This window comes from Streptomyces pyxinicus, assembly GCF_024753135.1.
Lineage (GTDB): Bacteria > Actinomycetota > Actinomycetes > Streptomycetales > Streptomycetaceae > Streptomyces > Streptomyces pyxinicus.
The window spans coordinates 94867-113798 of sequence record NZ_JANUGP010000005.1; the positions used below are offsets into that span (position 1 = coordinate 94867).

12 protein-coding genes are annotated in these 18932 nt (G+C 76.1%); 9 read left to right on the forward strand and 3 right to left on the reverse strand.

Annotation, left to right across the window (positions count from 1 at the left end; genetic code table 11):
* The first annotated feature begins 19 nt into the window (after positions 1–19).
* On the forward strand, positions 20–583 hold the full coding sequence (locus NX794_RS08930) for a hypothetical protein (protein WP_309505973.1): 564 nt from the start codon (positions 20–22) through the stop codon (positions 581–583).
* On the opposite strand, the gene NX794_RS08935 is transcribed toward NX794_RS08930, so the two are convergent.
* Entirely contained in the window at positions 580–1461 is an 882-nt protein-coding gene (locus NX794_RS08935) for an ATP-grasp domain-containing protein (RefSeq protein ID WP_258777736.1), read from the reverse strand. The genes NX794_RS08930 and NX794_RS08935 overlap by 4 nt on opposite strands.
* A gap of 140 nt (positions 1462–1601) precedes the next feature.
* Here NX794_RS08935 and NX794_RS08940 point away from each other — a divergent pair, with 140 nt between their 5' ends.
* Positions 1602–3047, forward strand: a complete 1446-nt coding sequence (locus tag NX794_RS08940) for an acyl-CoA synthetase (protein WP_258777737.1) — start codon at positions 1602–1604, stop codon at positions 3045–3047.
* Positions 3040–4437, forward strand: coding sequence for a carboxyl transferase domain-containing protein (locus NX794_RS08945; RefSeq protein ID WP_258777738.1), 1398 nt, complete (start codon positions 3040–3042; stop codon positions 4435–4437). Before NX794_RS08940 ends, NX794_RS08945 begins: the two co-directional genes overlap by 8 nt.
* Here NX794_RS08945 and NX794_RS08950 read toward each other — a convergent pair.
* Entirely contained in the window at positions 4400–8017 is a 3618-nt protein-coding gene (locus NX794_RS08950; protein ID WP_258777739.1) for a S8 family serine peptidase, read from the reverse strand. The genes NX794_RS08945 and NX794_RS08950 overlap by 38 nt on opposite strands.
* A 256-nt stretch (positions 8018–8273) precedes the next feature.
* On the opposite strand from NX794_RS08950, the gene NX794_RS08955 reads away from it, so the two are divergent.
* From NX794_RS08955 to NX794_RS08980, 6 genes are all read left to right on the forward strand, one after another.
* Positions 8274–8660: a CU044_2847 family protein gene (locus tag NX794_RS08955; RefSeq protein ID WP_258777740.1), complete on the forward strand. Its 387-nt coding sequence runs from the start codon at positions 8274–8276 to the stop codon at positions 8658–8660.
* Entirely contained in the window at positions 8660–10453 is a 1794-nt protein-coding gene (locus NX794_RS08960) for a serine protease (RefSeq protein ID WP_258777741.1), read from the forward strand. The genes NX794_RS08955 and NX794_RS08960 overlap by 1 nt, the downstream gene beginning before the upstream one ends.
* A gap of 37 nt (positions 10454–10490) precedes the next feature.
* A complete protein-coding gene (locus tag NX794_RS08965) occupies positions 10491–11525 on the forward strand; it encodes an AAA family ATPase (RefSeq protein WP_258777742.1) in 1035 nt (344 codons plus the stop codon).
* Positions 11515–14835: an HAD family hydrolase gene (locus NX794_RS08970; RefSeq protein ID WP_258777743.1), complete on the forward strand. Its 3321-nt coding sequence runs from the start codon at positions 11515–11517 to the stop codon at positions 14833–14835. The genes NX794_RS08965 and NX794_RS08970 overlap by 11 nt, the downstream gene beginning before the upstream one ends.
* A 161-nt stretch (positions 14836–14996) precedes the next feature.
* Positions 14997–16034, forward strand: a complete 1038-nt coding sequence (locus tag NX794_RS08975) for a rod shape-determining protein (RefSeq protein WP_258777744.1) — start codon at positions 14997–14999, stop codon at positions 16032–16034.
* A gap of 19 nt (positions 16035–16053) precedes the next feature.
* Positions 16054–17448 (forward strand): GAF domain-containing sensor histidine kinase, encoded by a 1395-nt coding sequence (locus NX794_RS08980; RefSeq protein WP_258777745.1) that lies wholly within the window; start codon positions 16054–16056, stop codon positions 17446–17448.
* 255 nt (positions 17449–17703) lie between these two features.
* Here the strand turns inward: NX794_RS08980 and NX794_RS08985 are convergent, their stop codons facing one another.
* Positions 17704–18930 (reverse strand): cytochrome P450 family protein, encoded by a 1227-nt coding sequence (locus NX794_RS08985; protein ID WP_258777746.1) that lies wholly within the window; start codon positions 18928–18930, stop codon positions 17704–17706.
* Positions 18931–18932 lie beyond the last annotated feature (2 nt).

The following is an 18932-nucleotide window of genomic DNA, read 5'->3' on the forward strand; positions in this document are numbered from 1 at the left end:
GCCGGGCACCATGGACGGCATGGACCTCGATTTCCAGCTCGTGCTGCTGCGGCGGATGGCCGACCACAACCCGGACCTCGTCGACGACGCCCGGCGCCGGCTCGGTGCCTCGCTCGCCGAGATGCGGGAGGCCAACAAGCGCTGGCAGGCGATGGTCCGGTCACCGCGCACCCGGTCAGCCGCCGCCCGCTACCGCTCGGTCCTCGGCGAGCCCGAGTCCGTCGTGCCGCGCCGCCTGGGCGACGTCGACTGCGAGGCCCGGCGCTGGGCCCTGCCCCTGTGGCCGGAGCTGCGCTTCGAGGTGCTGGCCGGGCCGGGCGGCGCGGTGTGGAACGAGTGGCTGGTACGGGCTCCGGGTGCGCCGGCGCCCCGGCTGGAGACCCTGGACGACCTCGCGCCCTGGTCCTGCACGGTGGACGAGGCCGCCCGCGCCTTCGCCCCGGCCCGCCCCCTGGAGGGCACCGCGCCCACCCGCTGGGGGCTCGCCTTCACCACCCCGGACGGGAAGGGCGTCCGGCACGAGGTGGTGGCCGAGTTCACCTGGGGGTTGTTGCAGCGGACGGCGGTGGTGGGGGCGGGCTAGGACCGGTCTCCGGCCGCCGCGATCACCGCCCGCGCCACCCTCGGCACCGAGTCCGGGTGCAGGCCCAGGAACAGGTTCGGTTCGATCAGTTCCAGCTCCATGACACGGGGCGTGCCGTCGTCGCCGTCCGCCAGGTCCACGCGGGCGTACAGCAGGCCGGATTCGGCGCCGGGTACCGCCGCCAACGCCGCTTCGGCGAGGGCGAGTTCCGCGTCGGTCGGCTGCCAGGGCGCCAGGGACGGGTGGGGGACCTTGTCGGCGTCGTAGGGGGTGCCGGGGGTGAGGACGGCGCCCTTGCGGCTGGCGTGCAGCAGGGAGCCGGCGAAGAACTGCAGCGCGCGCTCGCCGGTGGTGTCGATGCCGCGCAGGTACGGCTGCACCATCGCCGTGAAGCCCTCGGCGTGCATCCGCGCGAGCTGCCGTACGGCCGTGTCGTGCTCGGCGGGTGTGTAGCGGGCGGCGTAGCGGGCGCCCGCGCCCGAGGTGGGCTTGACGACGTAGTCGTGGCCGTCGGGCAGGCGGGCGGGCTCGCCCGGGGCTATGTAGCGGGTCGGGACGGTGGGGACGCCGGCCGCCGCCAGCTCGCCCAGGTACCGCTTGTCGCTGTTCCAGCGCACCACCGGGGCCGGGTTGGCGATCCGGGTCAGCGCGCCGACCCGCTCCACCCACGCCGTGAACTCCTCGGCGCGCCAGGTGTAGTCCCAGGTGGAGCGGATGAGGACGAGGTCGTAGCCGGCCCAGTCGGCGTCCGGGTCGTCCCAGTACCGCGCCTCGGCGTCGGCGCCCGCCTCCCGCAGCGCGCCGAGCAGCACCGGCAGGTCGGCGTCCCGGCTCGGCCGGTCCCCGGGGTCGTAGGTCGCGAGGGCGATGCGGGGCACGGCGGACTCCCTGTCGTACGACGGTTCGATCAAGGGCGAGGCTAACAACCGGGGCGCGGGTCCGGGTCGGGGTCCTGGGGTAGGAAGGGTGCTGTCGCCCCCACCGCCGGTGCTCGTGCCGGCAGTAAGGAGATCGTGCCGTGTCCTCCCTCTTCCCCGCCCTGGTGGACGGTCCGGGTGACCGGGTCGCCCTGCGCTTCGGTGACCGGTCGCTGACGTACGGCGCGCTCGCGGGCGCCGCCGGCGCGCTGGCCGGCCGGCTGCGCGGTGCCGGGCGGGTCGCCGTGTGGGCCACCCCGGAGCTGGAGACCGCCGTCGCGGTGCCGGGCGCGCTGCTCGCCGGGGTGGCCGCGGTGCCGCTGAACCCGAAGTCGGGTGAGAAGGAGCTGGCGCACATCCTGTCCGACAGCGCACCGGCGCTCGTGCTGGTCGCGCCGGGGGCGGAGTTGCCGCCGGTGCTCGATCACCTGGAGCGGGTGGTGGTGGACGTGTCCGCCTCCGGCGCGCTGCCCGAGGTGGCGGCCGGGGCGGAGGACCCCGCGCTGGTCGTCTACACGTCGGGGACGACCGGCCCGCCCAAGGGAGCCGTGCTGCCGCGCCGGGCGCTGACCACGACCCTGGACGCGCTCGCCGACGCCTGGCAGTGGACCGGCGCCGACGTGCTGGTGCACGGGCTGCCGCTGTTCCATGTGCACGGACTGGTGCTGGGCGTCCTCGGCCCGCTGCGGCGCGGCGGCTCGCTGCGCCACCTCGGCCGGTTCAGCCCGGAGGGCGTCGCCCGGGAGCTGACCGACGGCGCCACCATGCTGTTCGGCGTGCCGACGATGTACCACCGCCTCGCCGAGGCACTCCCCACGGACCCCGGGCTGGCGAAGGCGCTCGGCCGGGCCCGGCTGCTGGTGTCCGGCTCGGCCGCGCTGCCGGTGCACGACCACGAGCGGATCGCGGCGGCCACCGGGCGCCGGGTGATCGAGCGGTACGGCATGACCGAGACCCTGATGAACACCAGCGTCCGCGCCGACGGCGAGGCCCGCGCGGGCACGGTCGGCGTGCCGCTGCCCGGGGTGGAGCTGCGGCTGGTGGAGGAGGACGGGACGCGGATCGAGGCGTACGACGGCGAGAGCGTCGGGGAGATCCAGGTGCGCGGCCCGAACCTGTTCACCGCGTACCTGAACCGGCCCGACGCCACCGCCGCCGCGTTCACCGGGGACGGCTGGTTCCGCACCGGGGACATGGCGGTGCGGGAGCCGGACGGGTACGTGCGGATCGTCGGCCGCAAGGCCACCGACCTGATCAAGAGCGGCGGTTACAAGATCGGTGCGGGCGAGATCGAGAACGCGCTGCTGGAGCATCCGGGGGTGCGCGAGGCGGCGGTCACCGGGGAGCCGGACGCCGACCTGGGCGAGCGGATCGTCGCGTGGATCGTGCCGGCGGACCCGCAGTCGCCGCCCGGCGCCGAGGAGTTGGCCGACCACGTGGCCCGGCGGCTGGCCCCGCACAAGCGGCCCCGCGTGGTCAGGTACCTGGACGTGCTCCCCCGCAACGACATGGGGAAGATCATGAAGCGGGCCCTCACCGATGCCTGAGCGGCTCTCGGCGCGGCGGTTCCTGGCCCTGGTGACGGACTCCTTCCGTGAACTCCCCCTGCCCGAAGGGAGTTCGGCGGCCGACGGTCCCCTCGGCTGGCAGGGGTACGACGCCTCGCGCGCCCGTGCCGCCGAGCGCACCGGCGAGCGGGAGTCGGTGGTGTGCGGCACCGGGTCCGTGGAGGGCACCGAAGCCGTGCTGATCGCCTTCGAGTTCGGCTTCCTGGGCGGCTCCCTCGGCGAGGCCACCGGTGACCGGCTGGTGGCGGCGTACGCCTACGCACGCGAACACCGGCTGCCCGTCGTGCCATTGATCGCGACCGGCGGCAGCCGCATGCAGGAGGGCATGCTCGCGCTGACCCAACTGCAACGGGTGGCACGGCAGTCGGCGCTCACCCGGGAGGCGGGCCTGCCGCAGCTCGCGGTCCTGCGCGACCCCACGACCGGCGGCGGCTGGGCCACCCTCGGCGCCGGCGCGGACGTCACCCTGGCCCTCCCCGGCGCCCAGATCGGCTTCGCCGGCTCCCGCGTCCGCCCCCTGTACGCCGACCCGGCCGCGTACACGGCGGAGTCCCAGGTGGCGGTCGGGTCGGCGGACGCGGTGGTGGAACCGGGCGCGCTGCGAAGGGAGTTGGGGGTGTGGCTGCGGCTGCTGTCCCGGGGGGTGGTGGGAGGAGCGGCGGCTCCCGCCCCCGTCCCGGACGCTCTCGGTGTCACGGACCTGCCGCGCACCGGCTGGGACGCCGTGCGGCGGGCGCGGGCCCCGGAGCGGCCCCGGGCGCGGAGCTACCTGGACGCGTATTTCCGGTTCCGTGCCGAGATCAGCGGTGACCGGTGCGGCGGTACCGATCCCGACGGGATGCTGTGCGGGTTCGGCGAGCGGGACGGCCGTACCGTGGCGTTCGCGGCGCAGACCGGGGCGGCGACCCGGCCCGCCGGGTACCGGACGGCCGCGCGGCTGATCCGGCTCGCGGACCGGCTCGGCATCCCGGTGCTGACGCTGGTGGACACCCCCGGTGCCGCGAACGGCGCGGAGGCCGAGCGGGAGGGGGCCGGGGCGGCGATCGCCGAGGTGTTCGGGGCGGTGGCCGCCGCCCGGGTGCCGGTGACCACGCTGGTCGTCGGCGAGGGCGGCTCCGGTGGCGCGCTCGCGTTGGCCGCGCCCGGCAACATCTGGGCCACGGCGGACAGTTACTTCTCGGTGATCGCGCCGGAACTGGCGGCGGCCATCCTGAAGCGGCCGCCCGGTGAGGTGGCGGCGACCGCCGATCAGCTGCGGATCCGGCCGCAGGACCTGGTGGAGCTGGGGGTGGTCCGAGGCGTCGTCGGCCACCCCCACTCCCGCGACCAGGTCATTTCACGGCCACGGCGCGGACGATCTCCTGGGTGACCGAGCCGCCCTTGTCGTCGTGGGCCGAGGCCCGCAGGGAGACGGTCGCGGCGCCGCGCGGCACGTCCAGGGTGCCACGCCAGGAGGCGCCGGTGCCGGTGAGCCGTACCGGCTTCCAGGTGGCGCCGGCGTCGTAGGACACCTCCAGCCGGCCGCCGCCGATCCGGCCGGTGCCGGCCGCGTTCGCCACGTACTGGGCGCCGAGCGCGACGGGCAGCCGGTGGCCGCCGGGCACCGTGCCCGCGAGGTCGGTGTCGACGTCGAAGGAGAGGTTGATCAGCGGCAGGTAGGTCACGCGGTCCTCCGGGGTGGCCGCCGAGCGGAACGTCCACGCGGTGTGCCCCTCGGTGGCGAGCGGCCAGCGGTCCGCGTCGAGCGCGGTGTCGGTGGTGACCTGGTAGGTGTGCTCGTCGGCGGGCGCGTCCCACACGTAGGCGGCGGAGCCGGTCCCCTGGTCGACGAGGGTGCCGTCCAGGTGGACGGCGGTGGTCTGGCGCATGCCGCTGTCCGCGCTCCACACGTCGCCGAAGCCGGTGTGGTCGGGCCCGGAGTCGCCCCAGCCGGGGGTGTTGAGCTGGATCCGGTCGCCGGTGCGCTGCTGGCCCCAGCCGAGCCCGGTGCCCAGCCACGGGTGCCACACCGGCCGGAACCAGTTCAGGGTGGGCCGGCTGCCGCCCCGGTAGGTGACGAGTCCGCCGCGTTCCTCCAGCGCGCCGTCCGCACCGGCGCTGACGGACTCGTGCCAGAGCTGGCCGGGCCCGGTGGAGACGTAGTCGGTGCGCTCGGCGGGCAGGCGCACGGGTTCCCGGAAGCCGAGGCCGAGGGTGAAGGTGTCGGTCAGGGAGTAGCGGAACTCGCTGCCGTCGGTGGGGCCTGCTGTGTGGAACTTCACGTGGACGGACGCCAGTTGGCGACGGGTGGGCGCATAGGTGAGGTCCCGGTCCGGGATGGCGCCCCGGTGGCCGGCGGAGAGGTCGTACACGTACGACGGGTCGCGGGCGCCGGTCATGTCGGCCCGGCCGGCGGCGCGCAGGCGGGCCGCGTCGGCCTGGTTCACCGTGGCGATCTGGAGGGGCCGGTCGGCGCCGTCGTCCTCGCCCCACCAGGCCATGAGGCGGCCGGGCGTGTCGTCGGTGACGAACAGCGCCTTGGCGCCCGCGTCCTGCGCGGCCCGGGCCAGGGCGGCGGGGTCGGCACCGTCGGCGAGGCGGGCGAGGACGGCCTTGCCCTTGGCGGCGGCGGTGACGGGGCCGCCCCCGACGTCCACCAGCGGCAACCGGGTGCGGCCGGTCAGGAGGGTGCCGCCGGACTGGAGGGTGGCCTCGCCGACGCCCCGGACCGTGAGCCGCGGCCGGGCGAGCCGCCACACGGTGCGGTACTCGAAGCTGCCCCGGGTGACCTGGCGGGTGGGCGCGGCGAAGAGGCTGTCGTAGGTGAGCGGCACCTGGACCGCGCCGAACAGGTCGGCGCCGTCGGCCTCGCGGTCGTACTCCATGACGAGCTGGTGGGTCTCGGTGCGCCGGTCGACCCGGGCCGTCACCTCGCGCAGGGTGCGCCCGTCGAGGGTGACCTCGCGGTCGCGGTCGAGGCTGATCTCGGGGGCGGCGAGGAAGCCGAGGCCGAGCGAGTCGGGGCCGTGGCCGCCGCGCACGTCGAGGAAGGACGAGAGGGCGTACGTGCCGGGCGGGAGCCGGAGCTTCAGCGTGCCGGACGCGCCGACCTGGGCGGGGAACGCCTCGGTGTCCTTCGCCAGTTGCCGGAGGACGAGGTCGGCCGGGGCCGGGGCGCCCGCGCGGTCCTTGACGTGGACGGTGAGCGTGTACCGCTCCTCCTCCTTGGCCAGGCCGAACGCGGTGTGCGCGACCGGGGTGCCGGCGACGGCGGCCACGATCCGCCCGCTGGTGTTCCCGACCGGTGCCTTCGCGCCGTCCCCGGTGACGGTGGTGGTGGCGGTGCCGTGCGCCGGGACGTGCAGGACCTTGTCGGCGAGGGTGGCGACTCCGTCCCCGGCGTCCCGCACGGAGAGGCTCAGCGAGACCGGCTCGTCGGAGGAGTTGGCGTAGCCGACCGTCTTCGTCACCGGCTTGTCGTCGTCGTACGGCCAGCGGTGGAAGCCGAGGCCGACGCTGCCGGTGGCGGTGACGCTCGCGCGTACGGCGTCCGGGACGCTGACCCGGCCCGCGCCCGACGTGTAGGCGGAGGCGTCCAGCTCCTTCGAGCTGGACATGAGCGCGTCCTTCAGCCGCGCGCCGGACCAGTCGGGATGCTCCTGGGCGAGCAGCGCGGCCACGCCCGCCACATGCGGGGTCGCCATCGACGTACCGCTCATCGTCGTGTAATAGCCGCTGCCGGAGGTGAGCTGGGAGCGGGCGGCGAGGATGTCCACACCGGGGGCGGAGAGGTCCGGCTTGAGGGCGTTGTCGCCGTAGCGGGGGCCGCCGCTGGTGAAGGAGGCCGGCCGGTCGTCGGCGTCCACCGCGCCCACGGTGAGCGCGGCGTCGGCGGCGCCGGGCGAGCCGATGGAGGAGGGGGTGCCGGTGTTGCCGGCGGCGACGACGAACAGCGCGCCGGTCTCCCGGGAGAGGGTGTTCACCGCCTCGGCCATCGGGTCGGTGCCGTCGCTGGGCTCGGTGGAGCCGAGGCTCATGGAGACGATCCGGGCCCGCACGTCCCGGGCCGCCCACTCCATGCCGGCGATGATCTGGGACTCGCTGCCCGAGCCCTCGTCACTGAGCACCTTGCCGACGGCGAGGGTGGCGTCCGGCGCGACGCCCTTCTCGGTGCCGTCGGAGGCGGCGCCGCTGCCGCCGACGGTGGAGGTGACATGGGTGCCGTGGCCGTTGCGGTCGGCGACCTGCTGGCCCTCGATGAAGCTCTTGGTGGCGGTGACCCGGTCCTTCAGGTCGGGGTGGCTGAGATCGACACCGGTGTCTAGGACGGCGACCGTGACGCCCTTGCCGGTCAGACCCGCGTCCCAGGCCGCCCGGGTGCCGATCTGGGCGTTGCTCTCGGCCATGTCCGTCCGCACGCGGCCGTCCAGCCACACCTTGTCGAGGCCGGCGCCCCGGGTGAAGGACTTCCAGAAGGCGCGGCCCCGCTCCGCCCACAGCGCCGCGCCGTCCAGGCTCGGCAGGGCGCGGGTGCGCCGGGCACCGGCGGGGGTGGCGGCGCGGGCGCCCTTGCCGTAGGTGACGATCAGCGGCAGCGCGTCGGCCTGCGCGTCCGTGAGCCCCTGCCGGATGAGCCCGCTCACGTCGAACAGCCGCTGGTCGAGGCTGCCTTGCCGCAGGTACGGCAGGGCCTCGTCCGGTACGACGGTGATCTCGCCGTCGCTCATCCGGGTGCGCACGGCACCGGTCGCCCCGCGCGGGCGCCGCACACTGACGGTCTTGCGGCCCTGCCCGAGGTCGGTGACGGTCACCTTGTCACCGGTGACGAGGGTGACGGTCTGGTCGGTGCCCGCGGTGACGTGATCCTCGGGGGTGCCGGTCGCGGCGCCCGCCCCTGTCGTCGGCAGCAGCGCCAGTACGAGTCCGGCCGACAGCACGGCCGCGCCACGTCCGACCGGTCCCCTGGTCATGCACGCTTTCCTCCACGCCTTCATCCACGCCCTCTTCCGCGCCCGAAGCGAAGTGTTGAAATGTACGCGTCGGGAACAGTGTCAGGCGGCCTGTGTGACAGCGGAGTTGCCCGGTGGTGGCGGGTAGGCGCGGTGGCGGCTTCCCGCCAATCCCCGGCGGGCGCCCCGCCCGTGGCCCGGGAAGGTGTGACACCGGAACCACCGTCCGTAACATGGGGAGAGCACGATTCGGGGACAACGGGGAGCGGGCGCCGCCATGGACGGGTTGATGGAGTTCAGGACCGAGGACGGCGCGGTCGTCATGGTGGAGAGCGCCGAGCCCAGGTCAGGGGCCCGGCTCGTCTCGCGCGGCGACGGCCCGGCACAGGCGGCGCGCACCTTCGAGGGCGCCCTTGAGGGCGTGCGCGCGGCGGCGGCCTCCGCGCTGCGCGTCTTCCGGGACGGCACGCTGCGGCCCGACGCGGTGGAGATCGAGTTCGGGGTACGGCTGTCGGCGGAGGCCGGCGCCATCATCGCGAAGGGGTCGGCCGAGGGCCACCTCGTGGTCAAGCTGAGCTGGTCCCCCGGCGAGACGCCCGTACCCGTGGCTCCCGCGGCCGTGCCCGCGCAGACGGTGCCGGATCCGGGGCCCGCCGACCGGTGATGCGCAGCGCCGCCTGGCACGCCCGCGTCGCGTGCGGCCCCGAGGTGGGCGCCGGTTTCCTGGTCACCGACCGGCTGGTCCTCACCTGCGCGCACGTCGTGGCGTACGGCGACCGCAGGCCGGTGACGGTCACCTTCCCGCACGCCCCGGCATTGAGCACTCTCTCCGCGTCGGTCGTCGCCGAGGGCGGCTGGGCGGGCGCCGTCACCGACCCCGGCGACCTCGCCGTACTGGAACTGGACCGGCCGGTGCCGCTCGCCCCGGCCCGCTTCGCCCCGCCCGACACCGCCTGCGCGGAGCCGTACCCGAAGCTCGTCGTCTACGGCTTCCCCGAGGGGTACGACGAGGGCACGCTCGCCGAATACCAAGTGGTCTCGGGGCAGTTGATCGCCGGGGAGTGGCTGGAGCTGGTGGCGTGGAGCGGGCACGGGCAGCCGCTGGTGGGCGGGTTCAGCGGGGCGGCGGCCACGCTGCCCGACGGCCGGGTGGCCGGCCTGGTCACCGCGGCCGTCGGCACGGTGGACGTGCGCAAGGGCCGGATGCTGCCGCTGGAGGTCATGGCCCGGTACTGGCCCCCGCTGGGCGAGTTCGTTCCCACCGCCGGCCACCCGGACGCCGTCCGGCACCGCCTCCACACCCTGCTGCGCCGGGCCGCCGCCACCGGCCGCGCCCCGGATCCGCACCGTCTGTACGGCGACGCGGTGGGCCCCTTCGGGCCGCCCCTGCCGCCGGGCGGCTTCCCCTCCTTGGCGGCGGCGGCCGGCTACGTCCAGTGGGAGGTCCCGGCCCCGGAGGCGACGACCCGCTTCGCGGAGCGGCTGGGGGAACTGCTGGAGGGCGGCGCGGCGCCCGCCGCCGCCCCGGTTCCGGCGGCCGTTCCGGCTCCCGTCGCCGCTGCGGTCCCGGCCGGAATCCCCGCTCGGGCCGGCGCCCCGGAACCAGTGGGCGGCCCCCTGACTCCCCCGCCCCTTGCCGCGAAGTCACCGGCCCCGGTCTGGGCGCCCGTGGTCGTGGAGGTCGAGCACAGCGGGGCCGGGCCCGATCAGGTGACGGTGGAGGTGTCGGCGTACCGGGACGGCCGGCGGCGACCGGTCGGCGTCCAGCGGCTGCCGCGCGCCGGGGTACGGGCCTGGGTGCAGCGGCGCATCGACGAGGCCGTGGACCAGCTCGCCCCGGACGCGGAGGAGCTGGTGACGTTCGTGCTGCCGCGCGAGTGGCTCAACGAGGCCGTGGCGCACTGGGAGTGCGGCACCGAGGACAGCACGCCGCTGGGCTGCGCCTACCCGCTCGTGGTGACCGACCGGGTCCGCCATCACAGCGGCCGGCTGCGTCACCAGCTGCGCAAGAGGTGGCAGCGGCTGGACGACGGCCGCGGAGCCGAGCTGCACCGCGTCGGGTGCGGCACCGCCGAGCGGCCCCCGAGCCTGCGCAAGCGCCTCTGGGACGGCGAGGCCGGCCTCGCGGGCTACGCGGCCCCGCCGGCCGCGGTACGCCAGCACTTCGAGGTCGGCCTCACCGTCCCCGTGCCGGTACTGCTGTGGTCCCGCACCGGCTGCGACCGCGAGGGGCACGCCGGGCCGCCCTGCCCCGGAGACGCCTTCCTCGACCAGCTGACCGCGTCGCTCGCCGGCGTACCCCTCACCGAACTTCCCCGGCACGTCATGGAGTTGCGGCTCACCGCGGCCGCCGCCGACGAACCCGACCGGCACTGGGCGAGAGACCTCCAGCTGCTCTGGGACGACCCGCGCTGCTTCCCCGAGACCACCGCGAGCCTGCACTCCCCCGTCGCCTGACCGACCGCACGACCGCCCCCCACGGAGAAGAAGACCCATGCCCCTGTGGCCCGTCTACACCGGTACGAACGCGCCGCACGACGGCGTCACCGAGTTGCCCCCGCCGCCGCCTTGGCGCGCCTTCGACGGCGGACCGGTGCTCCCGGCCCCCGACCCGGCCGCCGACGCCGCCGCCGTCTCCCCGGACCGCCTGCACCGCGCCGAGACGTACCAGGCGACCGAGCAGACGGTCCAGCTCGTCAACGCGGCCCTGTACCTGCGCCGCCCGCTGCTGGTCACCGGCCCGCCCGGCACCGGCAAGTCCTCCCTCGCCTACGCCGTCGCGCGCGAGCTGCGGCTCGGCCCGGTACTGCGCTGGAACGTCACCAGCCGCAGCACCCTGCACGACGGCCTCTACCAGTACGACCCGCTCTCCCGGCTGTACGCGGCCCGGCAGCAGGCCGGCCGGGACACCGGTGCGGGCGAGTCCCCCGACGGCTCCGGCATCGAACACCATCTGCGGCTCGGCCCGCTCGGCACCGCGCTGCTGCCCTACGCCCGCCCGCGCGCCCTCCTCATCGACGAGATCGACAAGAGCGACCTCGACCTGCCCAACGACCTGCTGAACGTGCTGGAGGAGGGCCAGTACGAGATCCCCGAGCTGGTGCGCGCCTCCCGGCTGACCCCGGACGGCATCGCCGAGGTGCTGGTCGACGGCGCCGACGAACGGGCGCCGGTCGCGCACGGCCGGGTGCGCTGCCGGGCCTTCCCGTTCGTGGTGCTCACCAGCAACGGCGAGCGCGAGTTCCCGCCCGCCTTCCTGCGCCGCTGCGTCACGCTGCGGCTGCGCCGGCCCGACGACCGGCACCTCGCCGGGATCGTCCGCGCCCACCTCGGCGAGCCGGACGCCTACGCGCAGTCCCTGATCGAGCGGTTCCTGACCCGGGCCGGCGCCGGCGACCTCGCCACCGACCAGCTCCTCAACGCCATCTACCTCGCGCGCTCCTCCGGTCTGGACACCGACTCCCTGGACCGGCTGGCCGAACAGCTCATGCCGTACCTGGGGCAGACGGCGCCGTCCGATGTCTTCTGAGCGGTCCCCCGAGCCCTCCGGGACCGGGGAACCGTCCGCCGCGCTGGCCCGGCTCGCCGACGTCCTGGAACAGGCGAGCCGGGGCACCCGTCCGACCCCGCTCGAACTGGCCGAACTGCTGTGGCTGGCGGGGCAGATGAGTGACGCCGGTGACGGGGGCGCCGTACCGGTACGGCGGGCGGCGCCCCCGCCCCCCGTACCCCCCGTGCCGCCCGCACCGGACCGCACCCCGCCGCTCGCCGCCCCCGCACCGGCCGGCCGCGTCCCCCTGCACCTGCCCGCCCGGCAGCCCGCACCGGCCGCCGCCGAGCACCGGCCGCACACCGGCCTGCTCGCCCCCGCGCCCCCGATGCTCCGCCATCCGCTGGCCCTGCAACGCGCGCTGCGTCCGCTGCGCCGCCGGACCGACGCGCCCGTAGGCCACGAGCTGGACGAACGGGCCACCGCCGACCGCATCGCCCACCTCGGCGCCGACCCGGCGTGGTGGCTGCCGGTGCTGCGCCCGGCCCGGGAACGCTGGCTGCGCCTGAACCTGGTGTACGACGCCGGCCCCACCATGCCCGTCTGGCAGCCCCTGCTCCGCGAACTGCACACCGCGCTGGCCCAGTCGGGCGCCTTCCGCACGGTCGCCCTGTTCCGTGCGACGGCCGACGGCACCGTGCACGGCCCCGGCGCGGCCGCCCACGGCGACGGCCGTACCGTCACCCTGCTGGTCAGCGACTGCATGGGCCCGCAGTGGCGGGAGGGCCCGGCCGGCCGCCGCTGGTACGCCACCCTGCACCGCTGGGCGCGCCGGATGCCGCTCGCCGTCGTCCAGCCGCTCCCGGAGCACCTGTGGCGGGACACCGCGCTGCCCACCGCCCCGGGCCGGCTGACGGCACCGTACCCGGCGGCCCCCTCGGCGGCGCTCACGTTCGAGCCGTACGAGCCCTACGAGCCTTGTGGCGGACCGGAGTTCGCCGACGGCACCGTGCCGCTGCCGGTGCTGGAACCGGAGCCGCGCTGGCTGGCGCACTGGGCGGGGCTGCTCACGGCGCCGGGCGGGGCGCGGTTCCCGGCGGCGGTGGCCGGGCTGGGCCGGCCGCTGCCGGCGGACGCGGAGGACCGTACGGACGTGGCGCGGCTGTCGGCCGAGGAACTGGTGCTGCGGTTCCGGGCGACCGCCTCGCCGGAGGCGTTCCGGCTGGCCGGGCATCTGGCGCTGGGGCGCCCCGACCTGCCGGTGATGCGGCTGGTGCAGGCGGCCGTGGAGCCCGATCCGCGCCCCCGCCAGCTGGCCGAGGTGGTGCTGAGCGGCATGCTCACCGCCGTCCCGGGCGCCCCGCCCGGCTGCTACGCCTTCCGGGACGGCGTCCGTGAGCTGCTGCTGCTCGGTCTGCCGCGCACCGCCCGTAACCGCACCACCGAACTGCTGCGCCGTGTGGGCGAGTTGATCGAGGACCGTGCGGGCCGGGCACCGGGCGAGTTCCGGGCGTCGGTCCCCTCCGGGCGGGGCCCCGGAACGGCCGTGGCGGCCGAGCCGTTCGCCACGGTCGACGAGGACAGCGCGCGCCGGCTCGCGGGGGCGACGGGGGGACCGGCGCCCGGTGAACCGGCGGTGGCCCATGGCGAACCGCACGCGGAGCCGTCTCCCGCCGACCCGCCCGGTCTCCGCTTCACCGCCGACGCGCTCGCCGGCCGCCCCGAGGCCCGCATCACCCTGGAGGCCGCCGTGCACGAGGTGCTGGCGCGAAGTGCGCTGGCGCCCGGCCGGTACACGGTCGAGGTCCGCCCGGACGGCTACCTCGTGCGCACCGAGCCCGGCGCCTTCCTGCTGCCCGCCCTGGTCGCGGCCCTGCGAGAGCTGCCCCGGGCCCTGCGGCGCCTCGACCGGCCACCCCGGGTGCGGGTGACCTTCGGGCCGGACCCGGCGGTCCCGGTGCCGGATCCGGGCGCGGGCGTGCTCGTCGTCGTACCGCCCGCGCTGTACGACGACTTCAGCGCCAGCTCCGCCGCCCGGGGCACCCCGCCCTTCCGGCCGCTGCACCGGGCCGGCGCCCCGGACGCGGCGCCCACCGCCTGGTACTGCGCACTCGGGCAGACGACCGGCGAACCGACCGAACAGGACCTGGTGCGGGGGCCGTTCATCATCCAGGACCTGCGCGAGCTGGGCCTGCCCACCCCGGGCCGGACGGCCGTCGTGCACACGCGCCCGGACGGCCCGCTGACCCTGCTCGACCCGCTCCAGCCCTACGGCACGCGCCCGCCGCGCCCCGAGACGTACTACACGGTCGACCTCACCCCGCACCAGGCCCGGCACACGCTGTCGCTGCCCGGCGCGGGGGCGGGGGCGTTCACGGCGGTGGTGGACCTGTCCTGGGAGGTGGCGGACCCGGTCGCCGTCGTGCGCGCGGAGGCGTCCGGTGTCCCCGGGCTGCTGCTGGAACGGCTGCGCACCGGGGCCGCCTCGGTCACCCGGCGGCATCCGGTGCGCCGGGCGGGCGCGGCCGGGCGGCAGGTGAACGAGGCGGTGCGGGACTGGCCGGTGCCGGGGCTCGCGGTGTCGTACCGGGTCCGGCTGGCGCCCGAGGGCAGGCCGCTGCCGGAGACCGAGCGGCCGGCCCCGGGCAGGCGCCGGACGGCGGCCCTGCTCGGGGACGCGGAGGCCGTGCTGATCGGCTTCGACGGGCCGCTCGCCCGGCTGTTCCCCGGGCGGACGGCCCGGGCGGCGGTCGTCGAGCTGCTGTCCCTGGTGGCCGAGGACCGCGATCCGGCCGGCGCCCTGGCCGGCCGGCCGTTGCCCGTGGTGGCCGAGGCCGGGCGGGAGGCGTTCGCGCATCCGCTGGACCTGCTGCGGGCCTTCGCCCGCGACCCGGCGGGCCCCGCGCTCGCGGCCCGCCTGGCGGCGCTGGAGCTGGCGGCCGTACCGGACGCGCCGACCACGCACCGCGCGCTGCCGCTGGTGCGCGCCCTGCACCGGTCCGGGCGCCGGGTCGGCGTGGTGACCGACGTCAGCGCGCCCGCCGTGCGCGGCTGTCTGGAGCCGTACCGGCTGCCGCTGGCCTGCGTGCAGGGCCGCCGGGACGACCTCGGCCTGCTGATGCCCGACCCGGACGGCCTGGACCGGGCCCTCGCCGCGCTCGGGACGCCGGTGCCCGGCGCGGTGCTGATCGGCTCCTCGGTCGCCGAACTCACCGCCGCCCAACGGCTCGGCCTGCGGTTCGTCGGGTTCGCCCCGACCGCCGCCGGGCGGCGCCGGCTGCGCGAGGAGGGCAGCGGACTCACGGTGTCCTCCCTGGAGCCCCTGCTGGAGGCCGCGCGGGCGCTCTGACCCGCCGACACACCGGGGAACCGGGGAATCTCCCCCGTTCAGCGGCGCCCCGCCCGGCCCCCTCCAGCAGGCGCCCGCCCGGGCGCGCCGCGCAGGATGGCAGTCGTAAGGCCCGCCAACCGGCCGGGCGCCCACGGCCCGCGCACTCGGGAGGTTCCGCCGTGACCGTCAGTCTGGAGCAGTTGCGCCGCTGCCACTTCGCCGTCGACCTGGGTGCCGCCCGCACCCGCGTGTACGTGAAAGGCGCCGGTCTCGTCGTGGACCAGCCCTCGGTCGCGGCGGTGAACACGCGGTCCGGCGCGCTCATCGCGGTGGGTGAGTTCGCCGCGCAGATGACGGGACGGACCCCGCACTACATCCGGGTGGTACGGCCCGTCTCCGGCGGCACGGTGGTCGACATCGAGATGGCCCAGCGGATGCTGCGGCATCTGCTCGGCGACAAGACGCGCCGCGCGCTGCGCCGCAACCTGCGGCTGCGGGCCGCCGCCTGCACCCCGCACGACGCCGACCCGCTGGCGCAGCGCGCCACGATCGAGACGCTGGTCGGCCTCGGGGCGCGCCGGGTGGAGCTGGTGGACACGCTGATCGCGGCGGCCATCGGCTGCGGGATGCCGGTGGAGCGGCCCGAGGCCAGCATGATCATGGTGTGCGGGGCGGCGGCGACGCAGGTCGCGGTGCTCTCGCTCGGGTCCATCGTCACCGCCGAGCGGATTCCGGTGGGCGGGGAGGCCGTGGACCACGCGATCGTGCAGCACCTGCGGCACGAGCACAAGCTGATGCTGCCGAGCCAGTCGGTGTGGCCGCTGCAACTGGCCCTGTCCGGCAACGGCCTCACCCCGCAGGGCCCGGCGCAGACCGAGATCCACGGCCGGGACGTGGCCACGGGTACGGCCCGCAGCGTGCGGATCGACACCGCCGCCGTACGGGACGCCATCCAGACCCCGCTGACGGCCGTGCTGGACGGCATCGGCCGGATGCTGCGCGACTGCCCGCCCGACCTGGTCGCCGACCTCGCGGACCGGGGGGTGACGATGGTCGGCGGTTCGGCGCTGCTGCCGGGCTTCGACCAGATGCTGCGGCGGGCCACCGGGATGCCGGTGCACATCGCCGAGCGGCCCGACATCTGCGCGGCCCAGGGGCTCGGCGCCATGCTGGAGGGCCGGATCGAGCCGCTGGTGCTGAACCCGCTGGCCGCCTGAGCGGCGCCGGGCCCGCCGGATGACCGGCGCCCCCGACCCCCGCCTGCCGCCGCTCCTGGACGCCGTACTCGACGTCGGCTCCGCGCTCGACCTCGACACCACACTGCGCCGGATCGCGGTCGGCGCCGCCGAGCTGACCGGCGCCCGGTACGCGGCCCTGAGCACCGCCGGCCCCGGCCGGGAGGCCCTGGAGATCCGCACCGGGTCCGCCGCGCCCGCCGATTCCGGAAACGCGCTGGACGTGCCGATCCTGGTCGGCGCGGAGCCGTTCGGGCGGCTGCGGCTGGCGGACCGGGCGGGCGGCGGGCCGTTCACGGCCGAGGACGAGCAGGTGCTGCGGGTGCTGGCCGCGCAGGCCGGGATCGCGATCGGCAACGCCCGCCTGTACGAGGAGGCCCGGCAGCGCGAGCGGTGGATCGAGGGGGCGGCGGCCGTCACCACCGCGCTGCTGACCGGCCGGAGCGCCGACGACGCGCTGCTGACGGTCGCGGAGCGGGCCCGGCTGCTGGCCGGCGCGTCGGCCGGGGTGATCCTGCGGCCCACGCCGGCGGGCGGCATGGAGATCGTGACCGCGTCCACGCACGACGACCCCGGCGGCATCGTCGGCACCACGATCGAGCCGGGCAGCCCGGTGCTGGAGCAACTGCTGGGCGGGGAGCCGGTGTTCGTCGAGGACTCGGCGACCGATCCGCGGATGACGACCCGGGTCCGGCACCGGTTCGGGCCCAGCATGATGCTGCCGTTGCAGGCGGGCGGGCAGCTCATCGGCACCCTCGCGCTGCCCCGCCGGCGCGGCGACCGCCCCTACACGGCCCTGGAACGGCACCTCGCGACCCAGTTCGCCTCGCAGGCGGCGCTGGCCCTGGTGCTGGCCGGCGCCCGGCACGGCCGGGAGCGGCTCGCGGTGTACGAGGACCGCGACCGCATCGCCCGGGACCTGCACGACCTGGTGGTCCAACGGCTGTTCGCGACCGGCATGATGGTCCAGGCGGCGCGGCGCCGGGCCGTCGTCGGCGAGGTGCGCGAGACGCTGGGCCGGGCCGTGGACGAGCTGGAGTCGACCATCCAGGAGGTCCGCACCGCGATCTTCGCCCTCCAGCAGCCGCCGGCCGAGGCGCCGACCACCTTCCGGGGCCGGGTGCTGCGCGAGACGGCGGGCGCGGGCGCCCTGCTCGGCTTCCGGCCGGCGACCCGCTTCCTCGGCCCGGTGGACCACCTGATCCCGGACCGCACCGCCGGCCACCTGCTCACCGCCCTGCGCCGGGCCCTCGCGAGCGCCACCCGCCGCCGGGACGCCTCCCGGCTCACGGTGACCGTGGACGCGACGGCGACCCTGCGCGACGGCCGCCCCTGCGTCCGGCTCACGGTGACCACCGACGGCGACACGACGGCCACCTGGCAGGCACCCCTGTGACCCGCTCCCTAGTACGGCAGGATCCGCCCCGACGGCGTCCTGCGGTCGATCTCCTGGCCACGGGGCTGGGGGCGCCGAACGACGCGCACTCGGATCCGACGGTCCATGACGCCCTCCTCCTGCCGGGTACGGCCCGGCAGGGGAACGCCGGTAGGAGGTGCGTGCCCAGGACATGAGCAGTTCAAGCGTCCGGGCCGGTAAGTCATGAACGGGAAGCCGATGTTGTGGTCCGCACCAGGCCCGCGCCGCCCGTGGCTACACCCGCGTCAGCCGGACCGGAAGTCGCTGGTGGCCGTTGCTTATCAGCGAGCCCACCGGGCGCAGTTCGTCGGGCGGGACCGCGAGGGTCAGGTCCGGGAAGCGGGTGAAGAGCTGGTCGAGGGCCTCGGCGACCTCCAGGCGGGCCAGCGGGGCGCCGAGGCAGAAGTGGACGCCGTGGCCGAAGGCCAGGTGTTCCTTGACGGTGCGGGTGAGGTCGAAGGTGTCGGCGGCCTCGCCGTGCCAGTCGGGGTGGCGGTTGGCGGCGGCGTACGAGGCGACTATGGCCTCGCCCCGGGCGATGACGCGGCCGTCGGGCAGGGTGATGTCGGTGACGGCGTAGCGCAGCGGGAGGTGTTTGACGGCGGGTTCGTGCCGCAGCGTCTCCTCCACCACGTCGTTCCAGCCCGCCTTGCCGGCCCGGACGAGGCCGTACTGCTCGGGCAGGGTCAGCATGGCCACGATGGCCTGGTCGATGACGTTGACGGTGGTCTCGTACCCGGCGCTGATCATCAGCAGCAGCGTGTCGCGGAGTTCCTCGCCGGTGAAGCCGGAGCCGTCGGTCTCCTCGTCGCGGGCGGCGATGAGGAGTGAGGTCATGTCGTCGCCGGGGTCGGCGGTCTTGGCGGCGATCAGCTCGTCCAGGACGCCGTACAGGCGCACCGCGTTGGCCTGGGACTCCTCCTGGGAGAGCGTGGTGTCGAAGACGCCGTCCACGAGCTGCCGGAAGGCCGTCCGCCGGTCCTCGGGGACGCCCATCAGGTGGCCGATCACGGCGATGGGCAGCGGGTAGGCGAGCTGTTCGCGCAGGTCCACGACCGTGCCGGCGGGATGCGCGGCGAGGGCGTCGACCAGTTCGGTGACGATGGCCTCGACGGCGGGTTTCAGTTCGGTTATGCGGCGGGCGCTGAAGGCGGGGGCGACCATCCGGCGCAGCCGGCGGTGGTCGGCGCCGTACGCGGTGAACATGTTCTTCACCGCGACCCACAGGGCGAGCGGCCAGGTCGCGACCCGCTCCTCGAACTCGGGCCAGTGCGCGCGGGCGTCCTTCGACACGTCCGGGCTGGTCAGCAACTGCTTGAGCAGGGCCGGGTCGGTGACGGCCCAGGCCCGCACGCCGAGCAGGTCCACCCGTGCGGCCGGGCCCTCGGCGCGCAGCGCCCGGTACTCCCGGTGGGCGTCGGCGCCCGTGGGGTCGAGGACGAGGGGGGTGTGCTGGGACATGC

Bases quoted from the DNA above. Each gene is read 5' to 3' on its own strand.
- NX794_RS08950 (WP_258777739.1), bottom strand. From the start codon at position 8,017: ATGACCAGGGGACCGGTCGGACGTGGCGCGGCCGTGCTGTCGGCCGGA.
- NX794_RS08945 (WP_258777738.1), top strand. From the start codon at position 3,040: ATGCCTGAGCGGCTCTCGGCGCGGCGGTTCCTGGCCCTGGTGACGGAC.
- NX794_RS08955 (WP_258777740.1), top strand. From the start codon at position 8,274: ATGGACGGGTTGATGGAGTTCAGGACCGAGGACGGCGCGGTCGTCATG.
- NX794_RS08985 (WP_258777746.1), bottom strand. From the start codon at position 18,930: ATGTCCCAGCACACCCCCCTCGTCCTCGACCCCACGGGCGCCGACGCC.
- NX794_RS08965 (WP_258777742.1), top strand. From the start codon at position 10,491: ATGCCCCTGTGGCCCGTCTACACCGGTACGAACGCGCCGCACGACGGC.
- NX794_RS08980 (WP_258777745.1), top strand. From the start codon at position 16,054: ATGACCGGCGCCCCCGACCCCCGCCTGCCGCCGCTCCTGGACGCCGTA.
- NX794_RS08960 (WP_258777741.1), top strand. From the start codon at position 8,660: ATGCGCAGCGCCGCCTGGCACGCCCGCGTCGCGTGCGGCCCCGAGGTG.
- NX794_RS08970 (WP_258777743.1), top strand. From the start codon at position 11,515: ATGTCTTCTGAGCGGTCCCCCGAGCCCTCCGGGACCGGGGAACCGTCC.
- NX794_RS08930 (WP_309505973.1), top strand. From the start codon at position 20: ATGGACCTCGATTTCCAGCTCGTGCTGCTGCGGCGGATGGCCGACCAC.